Raw genomic sequence first — 15,895 nt, forward strand, 5'->3', positions numbered from 1 at the left:
CGACACGTTTGCGTATCGTCCGCCGCAACGGTTTGGAGGAGTGCGAATGTATATCAGTGCTGTTTCACGCGAAGAGATGGGGCCGAAGCTGTTGCAGGAGATTGCGGCCTATCGCTATCAAGTCTTCGTACGAACCCTCGGTTGGCGGCTCGACTGCCCTGTAGGTTGCGAACTCGATCAGTTCGATCATGCTGAGGCCCACTACGTCTTGCTGCGCGAGGACTCAGGAGCGTTGGCCGGCTGTGCACGGCTGTTGCCCACGCTGCAGCCCTATCTGCTGCAGCAGGTGTTCCCGATGTTGGCTCCGGGACTTTTGCCGCACGACGCCGCGGTCTGGGAGTTGTCGCGTTTCGCTGTGCTCAGCCCCGCCCTGTTCGGCGCGTCGCAACGCACGGCCGTGGCCGAGGAGAGCGCCAAGCTGCGCCGCCCCACAACGGACCGGCCGCGCAGCGCACTGCCCCAGTTCTCGTCCGAGCAGGCCGTCGCCTTGCTGCAGGCGGCCCTCGACCACGCTCGCCGCCTGGGTGCCCGCAGTCTGGTGACGGTCTCACCGGTCGGCATCGACCGTTTGCTCAGCATGGCGGGATTCAACACCCGAGCGCTCGCGCCGCCGCAGACCGTCGGTGGTCACCGCTTGTTCGCTTGCCAGATCGAATGCCAGGGGCGACATGTCCTGAGTTTGCCGGCTTCGAGCCGACTGCCCAGCGCGCAGGCCGCCTGAGCCCGACTCCCACCTGCGAAAGCACCATGGTCATGGACGACATCTTGATCGACAGCACGATTCGAACTCGCGAACCGGCCTGCGCCAACCCCACCGGCACCTCTGAGGCCGGCCGTCCGCGCAGCTTTGCCGATGCCTTGCGCCGCAACGCAACGGAACAGGGTGCAGAGTTGGTCTATCAGTTCTGGCAGACCGAGGACGATCAGGACGAGCGGCTCAGTCACGCGCAGCTGGCGGCCTGGGTCGGCCGCTATGCCCAGGCCTTGCGCCAGCTGCCCGGTGCGCGCGATGGCAGCCTCAAGCTGGTCTTGGCATTGCCGCAGGGACGGCAGTTCGCGGTCGCCTTTTTGGCATGCCTGGTTGCGGGCATCGTGGTCGTGCCGACCTTTCCTCCGCGCAGCCCGCTGCAGGCCGAGCGCTTGCGCCTGGTGCTGCGCGAGCTCGCTGGAGCCCAGCTGCTGTGCCGCCGAGCCAGCATGGACGAAGAGTTGGCCGAGCTGCGCGCCGACTCGGAACTGGCCGGCACGGGCTGGCTCTGTGTCGAGGAGCTGGACCAGGCACCACCCGGATCCCTGGCCGGCCTGGACCCCGACCCGGACGCCCTGGCGATGTTGCAGTACACCTCGGGCTCGACCGGTCGGCCCAAGGGCGTGATGCTGACGCAGCGCAATCTGGTCGAGAACTCGCAGCTGATCCAGGACTGCTTCGGCCACCGCAAAGGGCACAGCCGCTCCGTGATCTGGCTGCCGCCGTACCACGATATGGGCCTGGTTGGCGGAGTCCTGCAGCCGGTGCACGCCGGTTTCGCCAGTCTGCTCATGCCCACCAGTGTGCTGGTGCGCAGCCCTGCCCGCTGGTTGCAGGCGGTCAGCGAGTTCAGCCAGGGCAGCAGCGGCGGCGTCAGCAGCGGCGGGCCCAACTTCGCCTTTCAGCTTTGCGTGGACAAGGTGCGTGATCGCGAGCTGCAAGGTCTGGACCTCAGTGGCTGGCGGGTCGCTTTCTGCGGCGCCGAGCCCATCCATGCGCGCAGCATGGACGAGTTTGCCCGACGCTTTGAGTCGGTCGGATTCAAGGCCGAGGCCTTGTTCCCCTGCTACGGCATGGCGGAGACCACGCTGATGGTCAGCGGCAAGCCGCTGGGACAAATGCTGGGGCGTCGCCATCTCGATGCCCGAGCGCTGGCCCGGCAGCAGTGGCTGCAGCAGGACGCGCTATTGCCCAATACCCAGACCGTGGTCAGCTGCGGCCGCCCGCACCCCAGCCTGGAGCTGCGCATCGTCGAGCCCAGCCTGCGTCTGCCCCGAGGGGAGCGAGAGATCGGCGAGGTCTGGGTGCGGGGCTCCAGCGTCACCCAGGGCTACTGGCAGGACCCGGCGCGCAGTGCCGAGTGCTTTGATCAACGGTTGGATGGTCAAGGCGGGTGGCTGCGCACCGGCGACTTGGGCTGTCTGGATCAGGGCGAGCTCTTCATCACGGGGCGCAGCAAGGAACTGCTGATCGTGCGTGGGGCCAACTACTTTCCCCAGGACCTGGAGCATGAGGCCTTGCAAGCCTGCCCCGAACTGATCAACTGCCGCTCGGTCGCATTCCAGCATGGGCGCATGGGTGAGGAGCTCGTCGCGCTGGCTCTGGAGGTACCACGAAGCGCCATCGACATGACCGAGCTCCAAGCTCGCATCAACGCGCGCCTGAGCGAAAAGTACGGCATCAACGTGGACACCCTGCTCTTCATTCCCCGCAAGACGGTGCGCACTACCTCGTCGGGCAAGTTGCAACGTGTGGCGTTGAAGAACGAGTTCCTGTCCGGCAGCCTGCCCCTGTACGCACGCCTGGACAAAGAGCCCCGGACGCCCGAGCTCGCCGCCGAAGCCGTAACGCTCAGCTTGGACAGCGTCGCCAGCATCCAGGCCTGGTTGATGCAGCGCATCGCGCTGACGCTGCGCTGTGAAGCGGTGCAACTGCGCGCCGAAGACAGCTTTGCCAGCCTGGCGCTGGACTCGATAGCGGCCCTTGAATTGCTCGCGGATCTGGACAGCAGCCATGGCTTGCAGCTGGAGCCGGATGCGCTCTACCGCCACAACAGCCCGGCCCTGCTGGCTCAGGAAGTCTGGCGCCGGACCCAGTCGCAACCCATTGCCTGCTGAAGGAGTAGCCATGGCTGACAGCCCGTTCTCACTGACCCTGTGCCGCTTCATCGCCGACGCCTTTCTCGGCGACGGCAGCCGGGTTCAAAGCGACACCCCTTTGCTTGAATTGAACATCCTTGATTCCGCTGCCTTGTTCGATGTCGTGGACTTCATCCGACTGGAGTTCGGCGTGCAGATCCCGGTGACGGACATCCATCCCGAGCACTTCGCCAATGTCGCCCGGCTCGAAGCGCTGGTGATGCGCCTCAACCCTTTGGAGAAAATTGCATGATTCCGAACCAGTGGTATGCCATCCTCCGCAGCGAGGACGTCAAGAAGGACAAGCCCGTCGGCATTCGCCGCTTCAACAAGAAGCTGGTGCTCTATCGCGACACACAAGGCCAGGTGGTCTGTCTCGATGATCGCTGCGCACACAAGGGCGTGCCCCTGAGCAATGGCAAGCAGCATGGTGACTACATCGCCTGCCCCTATCACGGCTTTCAGTACGACGCCAGCGGCCGCTGCGTTCACATGCCGGTGTTGGGCAAGGACGGGGTCGTGCCCAAGCACTTGCATGTGCCCTTCCACACGGTGCGCGAGCAGCATGGCCTGATCTGGTGCTGGACCGGCGAGCAAGTCCCCGAGCAGCTGCCTGAGGTGCCGATGTTCAAGGAGTTCGTCGAGTACACCGGCTTCACCTCTCGCTACGCCTGGCATGCGCCCACGCATTACACACGTTATGTCGAGAGCGTCTGTGAGGTTTACCACGTGCCCTTTGTTCACAAGGGTTCGGCGCTGAACATCTGGGACCCCAAGGGCGGCCGGGTCGATGACTTCAGCTGCCAGTTGGAGGGCCATTTGATCCGCAGCGAGTTCGTCCTGCGCCCAGACGACGATCGCACGGCCGAAGAGACCCTCAAGGCCCGCTTGCCCTGGACACGCGGCTGGCGCATCGGCGTCGACGTGCTCATGCCCAATCTGGTGCAGATCCGCAACGACGTTTTCGATGTCTACCTGATCGCCACCCCCATCGACGACGACAACTGCTGGCTCTGCATTTGCTACAAGGAGCCCAAGCGCGACCTGCTTCTGCCCATGATGAAGCCGCTGCCCATTCCGGGCTGGCGCCGGGTTCGTCCCTGGTTGATGTGCCGCATGGAGCGCTTCATCCAGCAGTCCAAGGACATGGCGGCACTCAAGGGTCAGGAGCCGCGCATCTCCAGCCTGGAGGCCAACCGCCTGATCTCGGTCGACAAGGTCAATGCCTACTACTTGCGCCTCCGCGACCAGTTGATCCAGGAAGCCCAGGCCCAGGCGAAAGCCCAGGCGCCACGCTCGCCCGGCGACATCGGCAGCCACACCGGCGAAGTCAAGCCCATCCACATCGTGCCGCACAAGCCCCAGGCCGCCTGAGACGAAACCGCAGAGCCATCACCATGAACGCAGCACTCCAAGACACCTCGACCACCGTCAAGGCGGTCATTCAGAAACACTCACAGTACGCCGACGAGGCACTGCAGCCCGAGGCCTTGCTGCAGGAAGACCTCGGCATTGACTCCATCATGCTGGCGGGCATCGTCAGCGAGCTCAATGCGCTGTTCCAAACGCGTGTGACGGTGGCCCCCGGCGATTCCGAGAGCCTGGCGAGCCTGAGTGCACGCTTTGCCGCCTTGCGCCAGGACAGCGCGGCGACCTCAGGTGAGTCTGCCGCGCCGACAAAGCCGGTTGTGGCCGCGGCAAATGCCGGCCCGGCTCAAGCCCCACAAACCATGCGCGACTTCGTGGGCAATGGCAGCGACTCCGACATTTTCACCAAGACCCGGCGCTTCCAGCGCTTTCACCGCGAACGCGCCGAGCAGGGTCACTTCTGGTACGGCATGGCCTCGCGCGGCCGCAGCAGCAACCGCGCCACGATCTTTGACCGCCACGAGGACCGGGAGCGTGAATTCCTGCTTTTCGCCTCGAACAACTACCTGGGCCTCGCCAATGACGAGCGCGTGCTGGAGGCCATCCAGAAAGCCAGCCGCGAGTACGGCGCAACCAACACCGGAAGCCGCCTGATCGCCGGCACCACCGAGCTGCATCAGCAGCTGGAGCGCAAGCTCGCGCAACTGAAAGGCCGCGAGGCCTGCCTGGTCTTCCCCTCCGGCTACTCGGCCAATCTGGGCACCATCGCCGCGCTCGTGGGCCCCGGCGACCAGGTGATCGGCGACGTCTACAACCACATGAGCATCCAGGACGGCTGCAAGCTTTCCGGCGCTGCCCGGCGCCTCTACCCCCACAACGACATGAAGGCCCTGGAAGACATGCTGGCTCGGCATGAGGATCAGCCGGGCGGGCGCCTGATCGTGGCCGATGGCGTGTTCAGCATGCACGGCGACATCGTTCATCTGCCAGAGCTGCTCAAGCTGGCCCAACGCTACCAGGCGCGGGTGCTGATCGACGATGCCCACAGCACCGGCGTGCTGGGTGCCAGCGGTTCGGGCACGACCGAGCATTTCAATCTCAAGGGCCGTGTGGACTTGGAGGTCGGAACCATGAGCAAGGCCCTGGGCGGCCAGGGAGGGTTTGCCGTGGGTGACGCCGAGGTCATCGACTACCTGCGCTTCTACGCCAACAGCTATGTCTTCGCGGCCACCATTCCCGCCCCGGTCGCCGCCGGCCTGATCGCTGGACTGGACCTGATGGCTCAGGAGCCCGAGCGGCTGACGCGCCTGTGGAGCAATATCCACTATCTGAAGTCCAGCCTGGACCGGCTGGGCTTTGACACCGAGGACTCCAACAGCGCCATCATCCCGATCCGCATTGGCGACGAGGCTCTGGCCATGAATATGGGGCGCTCGCTTCGCAAGCGCGGTCTGTACTGCCAGACCGTGGTGTTCCCGGGGGTGGCCGTGGGCGACGCCAGGCTGCGCATCAGCGTTCTGGAATCGCACACCCGGCAGGACCTGGACCTGGCCCTGGACATCTTGCTCGACGCGGCCCGCGACAACAGGCTGCCCCTGCATGAGGTGCTGGCCGCATGAACAGCCTTCAGCCAGGCGTCCATGAGGCCTTGCTGGCATGGCCCGATGCCGCACCGCTGCTCCGGGACTCCGCGCATGAGCTGAGTTACGGCGCCTGCCGGAATTGGGTGGCCACGGCCCGGGAACAGCTGCTGGCCGACTGCGCCGGTCAGGCCGTCGCCATCTGGATGGACAAGCAGGCACTCTATGCCCAGTGCATCTTGGCCACGCTGTTTGCCGGCGCCCGCTACCTGCCCCTGGACGGGGCTCAACCTGTGGAGCGCGTGCAGGCCATCGTGGCCGACGCCAGCCCGGCCCTGCTGATCCTGGATGCCGCCCATGCGGCGCTGTGGCTGCAGGCCCAGGCCAGCCGGCCCCTTCCAGGGCAGAGTCGGGTTCGTTTGCTGGTGCTGAGCGATCAAGCGCAGGCGACCGAAGCCTGGGCCGATGCATGGATTGAAGCGCGTGGCCTGTGGCTGACGCCCGATCTGCACGGCCTGCCGCCGGGGGCGTCCCTGAGAGAGACACGCGTCGAGCCGGATTCGGTGGCCGCGATTCTCTACACCTCCGGCTCCACCGGCCTGCCCAAAGGCGTGCAACTCAATCAGCGAAACCTGCTCAATTTCGTCGGCTGGGCCGCACAGACCCTGAGCCTGCGGGCCGAGGATCGCTTGCTCAACCTCGCCAGCTTCAACTTCGACCTCAGCACCTTCGATCTCTTCGCGGCCCTGCAGGCAGGCGCCAGCGTCTACATCAGCCATGAGTCCGAGTTGCGCCATATGGCGCGACTGGGCGAGCTGCTGACTCAGGAATCCATCAGCGTGGTCTACGGCGTGCCCTCGCTTTTCGGCCTGCTGCTGCGCAGTGCCGTGCTGGCGCCGCAACGCCAGAGTGCCTTGCGCCATCTGATCTTTGCCGGTGAGGTCATGCCCAAGCCTGTGTTGCAGGACCTGGCGGCACATCTCCCCGACTCTTGCCGCTTCTACAACTTCTACGGCCCTACCGAAACCAATGTCTGCCTCTGGCACCCGGTCAGCGCCGACGACCTGCGCAGCGATGGGCCGGTGCCGATCGGCCGACCGATTCGGGGCGCCGATGTCTGGTTGCAGGACGAGACCGGACGGCACATCACCGAAGATGGCCAACTCGGCGAGATCTGGGTTGCCGGTGATTGCGTCACGCCGGGCTATTGGCAACGCCCCGATGATTCCAACAGCGCACAACATCGCCTGGGCCGCCATGCCACCGGCGACCAGGGCTCCTGGCGACAAGGGCTGCTGCACTACCACGGCCGCCGTGACCGGATGGTCAAGATCCATGGTTTTCGGGTGGAACTCGGTGAGATCGAAGCGGCCCTGGCTCGGCACCCGCAGCTTGCCGAAACCGCGGTGCTGGCGATGCCGACCGCGAGCGGCCCACGCCTACTGGCGGCCTATGTGACGCGCGAAGGCCGCTGCGTGCCAGGCACGCTGGCCCTGAAGCAGCACTGCGCCGGCCTGCTGCCGTCCTATATGGTGCCGCAGCAATGGGTGGCTCTGCCTCAGCTGCCCAAGAACGCCAACGGCAAGATCGACCTGCGGCGGCTTCAGGCCCTGCTGCTGGACGAGCCCGACAGCCCATGACACGGCCTGCCGCACATCTGCTGGGCCTGGGCCTGCGCCATGCGAATCTGCCAAGTGTCGAGGACTGGCAGGCGCGGCTGCACTGGGCGATGGCCGAGGCCAAGGCCGAGCCTCGCGCGCCTCTCACGCCGCTGCCGCCCGAGCAGCGGCTGCCCGAATCCTCCCGTGATCTTGGGCGTTATGGCATACCACCCATCTACCGCGCTTCCATCCAGCGTATCCAAATCCATCTGCTGGAGCTGGCGGAGCAGGCCCTGGCCCAAGCCGAGCAAGCGGGCGTGGCCTTGGATCGCGAGCATTGCGATGTGATCCTGGTGACGGCCTTGGGGCTGAACCGCAGCCACGAGAACGAGGCACGTGCTGCCGCCATGCGCTGGGCGGCGCGCGCCTGGTCGAACGAGGCCGAAGCTCCGGCCTTGCTGGCGCTCTGGCGCCAGCATCTGGAACAGGTCTTTCTCGCCAGCTCCCACGACAAGGTGGGCGAAATGGCCAGCGCACTGGCCGCCCGGGTGGCGGCACACTTCCGGCTTCGCGGCCGGGTGCTGGCCCTGGAGTCGCAGGAGCAAGGCGGTGTTGAAGCGCTCAGCGTGGCCCTGAACTGCCTGTCCCAAGGGCCCAGCCGGCAAGTTCTGATCCTCGGCGCGCAAACCGTGGACGGCCCCCTGCCTGCGCTGACGGGCCGGGATCCTTCCGACTGGCGCGAATCCGCCTGTGCCCTGCTGCTCGGCGCGCCCGTGGCCGCGCACGCCAGCTTGCCGGCCCTGACCCTGCATCGCACGGCACCGAGCAGCGAGCCAAGCGATCACTCCGGCCCCCAGATTCTGATGGACGGGCGCAGCTTGCCCGTGCGCGAGCTCCTGGGCTATGGCCACGCCATGCAAGATCTGCAAGCCCTGGCCTTGGGCTGCCTGGCACTGGATCAAACGCAGGGCGGGCCGCTGACAGTTCAGCAAGGCGGCGCCGGGCCCACAGGCTGGCGGATCGACCTCGCTCCGCCCAGGGTGCCCGCCGACGTGGGTTCCGCTGGCCCTGCAAAACCCGCGATTCCCATCGCTGTGCTCGGTTGTGGCAGTGCCTATGGCGACACCCGCGGCGTCGATCAGTTCTGGAAAGCCTTGTGTGAACCGGGCCATCGTTTCCGATCGCTCGACCCGCAGCGCCATCACTGCGACACCTTCTTCGACCCGCAGGCCCGCCATTCGCTGGCCTACTACATCGATCGCGCCAGCCATGCGCCCTTGCCCGAGGACGTGGCCGGCCATGCCGCCAGCCTCTACCTGGCTCGCACAGCGGCCGAGGAAGCCTGGGGCACCGTGCTCAGCCTGGCCCCTGAAAGGCTGGGGCGCTTGATGGTGGTCTGCGCCTCCAATCTCAGCTTGCCTGCAGCGCGAGGCTCGGGCGCCCAAGCCCTCGTGCCCAAGCTGCTCGACAGCTTGCAGTGCTTGGCGCAGCAAGAGGCCTGGCCGGCCGAGCGAACGCAGGCGCTGAGCCAGGGCCTGAGGCTTCAAGCCCTCGGCGAGCGCAGCGATTGTGCCGCCGACGCCAGCCTGATGACGGCCAGTGGCCTGGGCCGCGCCATGGTGGGCGATATGCCGGCACGTGTGCTGGCCGTCGAGGCTGCATGTGCCAGTTCGATGGCGGCGCTGGAGCTGGCCTGCCTGGCCCTGCGTGCCGAGGAGGTCGACTGCGTGCTCGTGCTGGGCGTGGAAACGCCCGTCAACAGCAGCGACCTCCTGCTGTGCTCGGCCCAACGCATGCTGGCCCCGGAGCTGATGGCCAGCTTCGGCAGCGATGCGAGCGGCTTCACGCCCGGAGACGGTGCCGGCGCGGTGCTGCTGATGCGCAAGCCGCAGGCCGAGTCCTTGGGCCTGCCCATGCGCGCACAGCTGCTGGCGGTCGGCGTCTGCACCGACAGCAAGTCCATCATCGCGCCCAATCAGCTCGGGCAGACGCTGGCGATGCGCCGGGCTTTCAAGGTCCTCGCTGCCCAGAACATCGGGCCGGCTTCCCTGCAGTATGTGGAGACCCATGGCACGGGCACCCTGATCGGCGATCAGGTCGAGACGGCCTCCCTGGCCGAGGTCTACGCCGGCGCCACCCAGGGCCTGGCGCTGGGTGCCCTCAAGTCCAAGTTCGGTCACTGCTTTGCGGCGGCCGGCATGGCCAGCCTGATCAAGACCGTGCTGGCCCTGGAGCATGAGCTCATGCCTGCCAACCATTTTGAGCGCCCGCTCAAGCCCGAGCTGGAATGGCCTCGCCTGGGCCTGGACCCGTTGTTCACTCACCGCCCCTGGCCGCGCGGCAACGGGCCACGTCGCCGCGCCGGCATCAATGCCTTCGGAACCGGCGGCATCAACTACCACCTTGTGCTGGAAGAAGCCTGAATGCAATTCGCACTGAGCCCCGAGCAGCGAGCGCTGCAAGCCCATATGTTCACTGTGGCCGAGCACTTGCAGGACGAGAGCCTGCATGCCCGCGACCGCGCTTGCGATTTTTCACGGCCACTCTGGCAGACCCTGTGCGCGGCCGGCCTGCACATGCTGCCGGCCAGCCGCGATCAAGGCGGTCAAGGCCTGGGCGCACTCGATCTGGCCCTGGCCCTTGAAGCGCTGGGCGAGGCGGTGCCCGACACCGGCTTGGTGTTCGCGCTGGCCGCGCATCTGTGCGCCTGCATCCATCCGCTGGTGCACTGTGCCGATGGGCCGCAGCAAACCGAATGGTTGCAGCAAATCGGCCAGCGCGCCTGGCTGGGTGCCCATGCCATCACCGAGCCGCAGGCGGGGTCGGACATCTCGGCCATGAGGACGCGCGCCGTACGCGACGGCGGCGGCTATCGCATCAGCGGACACAAGTGCTACATCAGCAATGCGCCGGTCTGCGACTTTGTGATCGTCCATGCCCGCACCGGCGAGAGCGGCAGCTTCCTGGACTACAGCAGCTTCATCCTTGACCGCCACAGCAGCGGCATCCACATCAGCCCCAGCCCGAAAGAGAAGCTGGGCCTGCGCACCACCGCCATGGGCGATATCGAGTTCGATGGGGTCTGGGTGCACGAGTCCCAGCGTCTGGGCAAGGAAGGCAGTGGTGGCCCGATTTTCCAAGCCAGCATGGCCTGGGAACGCTGCTGCCTGTTTGCCCTGTACCTGGGCACCATGAAGCGGCAGCTGCGCGCCTGCTGGGCTCATCTGGAGCGCCGCGAACAGTTTGGCCGCCCCCTGATCGAACAGCAGGCCCTGGCGCACCGCCTGGGCGAGATGCAGCTGCGCTACGAGTCCGCACGGCTGCTGTGCCTGCGTGCGGCCTGGTCTTTGGATCATCAGAGCGACTGGCACGGCGACGCCAGCCTGAGCGCCAAGCTGGCCGTCAGCGAGGCGGCCGTGCGCAACGGCATGGACGCCGTCCATCTGCATGGCGCTCTCGGCATGCTCAGCGGTGAGGTTGAGCGCGAGCTGCGCAACGCCCTGCCCTGCACTGTCTTTTCAGGCGGGACCGAGGTCCTGAGAAACCAACTCGTGCAGCAACTGCGCAGCGAGTACAGGCGCGATGCGCGCGGAGGGCGTTGAATATGGCAGCCATGGTGGGACAAGCCGCACTCGGCAAGGAAGAACTGCTGGAAACCGCAGGCCTGATGGTGGAGTACAGCCGTGCATGCGGTGATCATCTCTATGTTCTCGATGAAGCCGGCAAGGAGCAGCCGGTACTGGACCTGGTGGGCGGTTTTGGCTCCACCTTGCTGGGACACAACCACCCCGAGTTGGTGGAGCTGCTGACTCGCTGCCTGGCGCAGCAACGCCCCGTCCATGCCCAGGGCTCCCGGCGCCAGCGCGCGAGCGAGCTGAAGGAGGCTTTGGCCGAGTACCTGCACCAATACAGTGGCGAGCGCTACAAGATCTACCTCCTCAGTACGGGCACCGAGGCCGTGGAGGCCGCCATCAAACATGCGCGTTATGCCTACGCCCGGCGCATGGAGGAACTGGGGGAAACCTGCGCCGCCAACAGCCGTGAGCTGCAGATCCGGCTGGAGCGCGGCGAGATCCAGATCGATGCCGGCCTGCTGCAACAGGCCGAGCGTTTCTTGCAACACGAGCCGCTGGAGCATGTCGACGGCTTGCTGTCGGCGCTGAACCAGCGCAATTTGCAGGCCCTGGCCACCCCGCCCTTGATGGCCTCCCTGCCCTATGCCTTCCACGGCAAGACCCTGGGCTCGCTGGCACTGACCTGGAACCGCGACGCCCGCCTGGCCTTTGTGCGCAACAACCCCGATGCGCTGTTTGTGCACGAGCCGAGCCAGTTCCTGGCCCAGCTGCGCGAGCACAGCGTCAGCGTCTACCAGTTCGAGTTTCAGCCCCTGCGCCTGGTGGAGCGCCGGCTGCCGCGTCTGGCCGGCTTGATCTACGAGCCCTTGCGCGGCGAGGGTGGCATCCTGGAACTGGAGCCCGAGTTCCGTGACTTGCTGCTGCAACTGCACGAGCATCACCCCGAGGTGGCGCTGATCGCCGACGAAGTGCAGTGCGGCCTGGGTCGCACCGGCCGGCCGATCGAGAGCGCGGCCCAGGGGCTGCCGGCCGACTACCTGACCTTCGCCAAATCACTGGGCGGTGGGCTTTGCAAGATCTCAGCGCTGGCGGTGCGTGAATCGCTGCAGCACCGCGAGTTCGGCATGCTGCACAGCTCGACGTTTGCCGAGGACGATCTCAGCGCCATGGTTGCCCTGCGCGGCCTGGAAATTCTGCAGCGCGACGACGTGGCCCAACGCTGTGCATCGATTGGCAAGGGCTTTCTGGAAGGCCTGCGCGCGCTGCAGGCCGCTCACCCGGATTTGATCCGGGCGGTGCGCGGCCGCGGCTGCATGCTGGGCCTGGAACTGCAGGACCTGAGCACTCACCACTCCCCCCTGCTGGCCAGCCTGGCGCAGGAGCAGCTGCTGGGCATGGTCTGCGCCGGCCATCTGCTGCACGCCCATGGCCTGCGCGTGCTGCCCTCACTGGGGCGGCGCAGCGTGCTGCGCATCCAGCCCTCGGCCTATCTGCAGCCGGCCGAGATGCAGCAGGCCTTGCTGGCCTTCCGTGCCCTGCTCCACACGCTGGCGGCCGGCGATCTGCAAAGCCTGCTCGGCCACATGCTGTCCAGCGGCTTCACGCCGCCGGCGCTGCCCAAGGCCCGGGCGCCTGGCCCGGCCGAGGGCATCGCCCAGCTCAGCAGCAACGCCCCGGTCGAGCGCATCGGTTTTCTCGCCCATCTGATCGATGCGCAAAGCCTGCGCGAGTGGGAGCCTGGGCTGGCTGGGCTGAGCAACGAGCAATTGAACGAGCTGTGCAGCCGCGTGCAGTGTGCGATGGAGCCGCAGCTGATCGCCAGCCGCCGTGTCCGATCACCACTGGGCCGCGAAGTGGAGTTGCGGCTCTACGGGATCATGATGGATTCGGAGAGCATCGCGGCCGACATGCGCTTCAACCGGGCGCAACAGATCCGGCGCCAGGTCCAGCATGCCTACCAACGCGCCCGCGACGAAGGCTGCGGCTTGGTTGGCTTCGGTGGCTACACCTCCATCGTTACCGCCAACTGCATCGATTTCGAGTACGAGCACCCTCCGGTGACCAGTGGCAATGCCCTGACGGTGGCGGCCAGCCTGGCTGCCACGCGCAGCAGCGCTGCGCGCATGGGCCTGGACTGGTCGAACGCGGTGGTGGCCGTGGTGGGCGCCGCAGGCAATATCGGTCAGGTGCAGGCTTTGCTGCTGGCCGGCCAATGCCGGCGCCTGCTCCTGCTCGGCCGACCTGGCCATGAAGCGCGGCTGGCCCAGGTGCGACGTGACATCGCCAGCGAGCTGCTGCGTCAGAGCGCGCCATCGGCGGCCCCGGCCAGCCCCTGGGCTGCAGCGTTTCAAGAGTGGCGGCGCGCCCAGAGCGGCCCGCTGGACCTGGCCAGCCTGGACGTCTGGTTGGAGCAGCAAGGCTGGGTGCAGCTCGCCACCTCGCTCGAAGCCTGCCGGCAGGCCGATATCGTCATCAGTGCCTCCAGCAGCCCCCAGCCGGTGCTGCGGGCCGAACACTTCGCGGCAGATCGCCCGGTGCTGGTCTGCGATGTGGCGGTGCCCGGCGATGTCGACGCCAGCAGTGTCAGCGCCCTGCCCCAGCTGCACCTGATCCGCGGCGGTGTGGTGCGCCTGCCCATGGCGCCTGAGCTGGAACTGCCGGGCATGCAGCTGGATCCGGGTCTGATCTTCGCTTGCGCCGCCGAGACGCTGCTGCTGGGCCTGTCGGGCATCCGCGCCGACTTCAGCAAAGGCCCGGTCCGGCCCGAACAGGTGCGCGAAATCGAAGGCCTGGCGCGCCTGCATGGCTTCGAGATCGACCATGAAAAACGCGTCGGCGCGTTCTGAGCAGGTGGCCCCGGTGAGCGACCCCTTGCTGCTGGAGATCGAGCCCTTGCTGGCCTTGGCGGCACGCGCGCCGTCTTCGCACAACAGCCAGCCCTGGCGCGTGCGGCGCGTGGCCTTGCCACAGCGCTGGGCGGCGAGCGGACCCTGGACCCAAGCCTTGTCCCTGGGGCTGGACCCGGCGCGCTGCCTGCGTGCCCTGCCCTCGCTGCAGCGCGAAATGCTGATCAGCCTCGGTGGCTTTGCCGCCATCTTGCTGAACCTCTTGCGCTTGAGCGGCTGGCCAGTGAAGGCCGTGCACCTGGACCCGGACAGGGGCGCCGAGGGGCCGCTGCTCTTGCTGCTGGGTGCGCATGCCCTAGCGGAGCGGGCCGACCCCGCGGGGCTGGCGCGACTGAGCCGGGCCTTGCGCCTGCGCCACACCGAGCGTGGGCCCTATCTGCCCCATCAAGGCCTGCGCTTTCATCTGGAGGCGGGCGACAGCCCATTGCCACACACGCTGGAGCTCGACAGCCAGGGCCCAAGCCTGTGTTGGCAAGCCCTGTATGCGCCACCGGCCCGCGCCGAGCTGGCAGACTTTTACGCCCGCAACGGTGCTCGCGACCTGACGCATCCAAAAGCCTGGGCCGAGACTTATGCCCACCTCAGCTTTGCCAGTGAGCGAGCGCAGCCCCAGGCCTCACAAGGCATTGCGATAGAACGCCTGTTCGGGCCTCTGCCGGCTTGGCGGCGGCGCCTGCTGCAGCTGCTGCTGCACCCGCTCTGCCTGCGCGGGCCCGGCGGCTGGGCGGTGACGGCGCAGGCTGGCCGTCAGCTGCATGCCTTGATCATGAGCAGCCCCGCCCTGCTCTATCTCAGCGCAGCCCGCGCTGCGGACACGACGCTTGAGGGTTTGCGGGCTGGCGAATCAATCGCCCGACTCTGGCTGGCCGCCACCGACGCCGGCCAAGCCCTTCATCCCCTGAGCGTGGCTTTGCAGCATGAAGACCTGGCCCAGGGCCTGGCCGGGCTGCTGGGCTGCCGCGACCGCGTGCTTTTCATCGCCCGGGCGGGCACGCCGCAGCAGCCCCTGTGCCAGGCCCACCACCGCCGCCGCGCGCCAGCGGCCTTTTGCTCGTCGTTCTCGGCCCTCTCTTCATCCACCGCCGTCCCTCGCCCATGAACCCAACTCCGAACTCCCTGTGCAGCAGCGGCCACCGGCCCGGCCGGCGCCGCTTCGTTCTGCAACTCATGCCTCTGCTGCCCGCTTTGGCCGCAGCGCCGCTGCTGCGTCCGCTGGCGGCCCGGGCCGCGACGACCGGCAGCGAAGCCCAGTTCAGCCCTTGGATTCAAGAAGCCGAGCGGGTGCTGCGCGGGCGCAGCTCGGCCGCCGTGATGAAGATGCACATCCAGCGCAGCGACTACCAGCGCAGCTACGACCTGATGGTCATGAGCGACGACCGCGCCGAGCCAGGCAAGGTCCTGATCCGCATGCTGGGCCCGGCCCTGTGGCGCGGCAATGCCACGCTCAAGGTCGGCGACCGCATCAGCTTCTACGACCCGCGCAGCCGCCGCATCACGGTGATGGGCAACTCCATGCTGGCCGACAACTGGATGGGCAGCCATTTCAGCAACGACGACCTGATGCGTGAAACCGACCTGTCGCGGCACTACAGCTACGAGCTGCTGCAGCGACACAGGGATCGCGATGAGCTGGGGCGGCGGGTGGAGCTCTTGCAGCTGTTGCTGCGCCCCAAGCCCGCGGCGCCGGTGGCCTGGGGCAAGGTGCACTACCAGCTGCAACTGCTCGAAGGCAGCGCCGACCCTGTCGTCTTGCCCTTGCAAGTGGACTACTTCAGGCGGCCCGAGGACGAGAAGGCACAGCGCTCGCTGCGCTACAGCCAGCTCAAGCCGCTGGACGGCCGCGTCCTGCCCTCGCGCCTGACCATGCAGGCGCTGGACAAGCCGGGCGAGTTCACCCAGATCGACTATGCGCGCCTGAAGTTCGACAGCGACTTCAGCGCCGACGACTTCTCTGAACGCGCGCTGCGCTGAGGACCGGC

Annotated in this window: 11 protein-coding genes; all 11 read left to right on the forward strand. The window is 67.0% G+C overall.

The features are described 5' to 3' along the window. The first annotated feature begins 46 nt into the window (after window positions 1–46). From LNV23_RS21560 to LNV23_RS21610, 11 genes are read left to right on the forward strand one after another with little or no spacing between them, the layout of a single operon-like run. Window positions 47–721, forward strand: coding sequence for an acyl-homoserine-lactone synthase (locus tag LNV23_RS21560; RefSeq protein WP_263564884.1), 675 nt, complete (start codon window positions 47–49; stop codon window positions 719–721). Window positions 722–753: 32 nt separating this feature from the next. Further along, window positions 754–2,865 carry an AMP-binding protein gene (locus LNV23_RS21565; RefSeq protein ID WP_263564885.1) on the forward strand — a complete coding sequence of 704 codons (2,112 nt, stop codon included), beginning with the start codon at window positions 754–756 and terminating at the stop codon, window positions 2,863–2,865. 10 nt (window positions 2,866–2,875) lie between these two features. Then, entirely contained in the window at window positions 2,876–3,139 is a 264-nt protein-coding gene (locus LNV23_RS21570) for an acyl carrier protein (protein ID WP_263564886.1), read from the forward strand. Further along, complete coding sequence (locus LNV23_RS21575; RefSeq protein WP_263564887.1) at window positions 3,136–4,260, forward strand: Rieske 2Fe-2S domain-containing protein; 1,125 nt, start codon at window positions 3,136–3,138, stop codon at window positions 4,258–4,260. The genes LNV23_RS21570 and LNV23_RS21575 overlap by 4 nt, the downstream gene beginning before the upstream one ends. A 23-nt stretch (window positions 4,261–4,283) precedes the next feature. After that, window positions 4,284–5,873 (forward strand): aminotransferase class I/II-fold pyridoxal phosphate-dependent enzyme, encoded by a 1,590-nt coding sequence (locus tag LNV23_RS21580; RefSeq protein ID WP_263564888.1) that lies wholly within the window; start codon window positions 4,284–4,286, stop codon window positions 5,871–5,873. Continuing rightward, entirely contained in the window at window positions 5,870–7,474 is a 1,605-nt protein-coding gene (locus tag LNV23_RS21585; RefSeq protein WP_263564889.1) for an AMP-binding protein, read from the forward strand. The genes LNV23_RS21580 and LNV23_RS21585 overlap by 4 nt, the downstream gene beginning before the upstream one ends. Continuing rightward, the gene (locus LNV23_RS21590; RefSeq protein WP_263564890.1) at window positions 7,471–9,858 is read left to right on the forward strand and encodes a polyketide synthase; all 2,388 of its coding nucleotides are present in this window, start codon (window positions 7,471–7,473) and stop codon (window positions 9,856–9,858) included. The genes LNV23_RS21585 and LNV23_RS21590 overlap by 4 nt, the downstream gene beginning before the upstream one ends. Then, window positions 9,859–11,037, forward strand: coding sequence for an acyl-CoA dehydrogenase family protein (locus tag LNV23_RS21595; RefSeq protein WP_263564891.1), 1,179 nt, complete (start codon window positions 9,859–9,861; stop codon window positions 11,035–11,037). It begins immediately after the preceding gene. 2 nt (window positions 11,038–11,039) lie between these two features. Then, the gene (locus tag LNV23_RS21600; RefSeq protein WP_263564892.1) at window positions 11,040–13,856 is read left to right on the forward strand and encodes an aminotransferase class III-fold pyridoxal phosphate-dependent enzyme; all 2,817 of its coding nucleotides are present in this window, start codon (window positions 11,040–11,042) and stop codon (window positions 13,854–13,856) included. Beyond that, entirely contained in the window at window positions 13,831–15,015 is a 1,185-nt protein-coding gene (locus tag LNV23_RS21605) for a hypothetical protein (RefSeq protein ID WP_263564893.1), read from the forward strand. The genes LNV23_RS21600 and LNV23_RS21605 overlap by 26 nt, the downstream gene beginning before the upstream one ends. Continuing rightward, window positions 15,012–15,887 carry an outer membrane lipoprotein-sorting protein gene (locus tag LNV23_RS21610; RefSeq protein WP_263564894.1) on the forward strand — a complete coding sequence of 292 codons (876 nt, stop codon included), beginning with the start codon at window positions 15,012–15,014 and terminating at the stop codon, window positions 15,885–15,887. Before LNV23_RS21605 ends, LNV23_RS21610 begins: the two co-directional genes overlap by 4 nt. Window positions 15,888–15,895: the final 8 nt, after the last annotated feature.

This window comes from Kinneretia sp. DJ1R-11 (assembly GCF_025717595.1).
Taxonomy (GTDB): Bacteria; Pseudomonadota; Gammaproteobacteria; order Burkholderiales; family Burkholderiaceae_C; genus Paucibacter_A.

What these genes read in the sequence shown, in the direction of transcription:
- LNV23_RS21560 (WP_263564884.1), top strand. Translation starts at nt 47, where the DNA reads ATGTATATCAGTGCTGTTTCACGCGAAGAGATGGGGCCGAAGCTGTTG.
- LNV23_RS21565 (WP_263564885.1), top strand. Translation starts at nt 754, where the DNA reads ATGGACGACATCTTGATCGACAGCACGATTCGAACTCGCGAACCGGCC.
- LNV23_RS21570 (WP_263564886.1), top strand. Translation starts at nt 2,876, where the DNA reads ATGGCTGACAGCCCGTTCTCACTGACCCTGTGCCGCTTCATCGCCGAC.
- LNV23_RS21575 (WP_263564887.1), top strand. Translation starts at nt 3,136, where the DNA reads ATGATTCCGAACCAGTGGTATGCCATCCTCCGCAGCGAGGACGTCAAG.
- LNV23_RS21580 (WP_263564888.1), top strand. Translation starts at nt 4,284, where the DNA reads ATGAACGCAGCACTCCAAGACACCTCGACCACCGTCAAGGCGGTCATT.
- LNV23_RS21585 (WP_263564889.1), top strand. Translation starts at nt 5,870, where the DNA reads ATGAACAGCCTTCAGCCAGGCGTCCATGAGGCCTTGCTGGCATGGCCC.
- LNV23_RS21590 (WP_263564890.1), top strand. Translation starts at nt 7,471, where the DNA reads ATGACACGGCCTGCCGCACATCTGCTGGGCCTGGGCCTGCGCCATGCG.
- LNV23_RS21595 (WP_263564891.1), top strand. Translation starts at nt 9,859, where the DNA reads ATGCAATTCGCACTGAGCCCCGAGCAGCGAGCGCTGCAAGCCCATATG.
- LNV23_RS21600 (WP_263564892.1), top strand. Translation starts at nt 11,040, where the DNA reads ATGGCAGCCATGGTGGGACAAGCCGCACTCGGCAAGGAAGAACTGCTG.
- LNV23_RS21605 (WP_263564893.1), top strand. Translation starts at nt 13,831, where the DNA reads ATGAAAAACGCGTCGGCGCGTTCTGAGCAGGTGGCCCCGGTGAGCGAC.
- LNV23_RS21610 (WP_263564894.1), top strand. Translation starts at nt 15,012, where the DNA reads ATGAACCCAACTCCGAACTCCCTGTGCAGCAGCGGCCACCGGCCCGGC.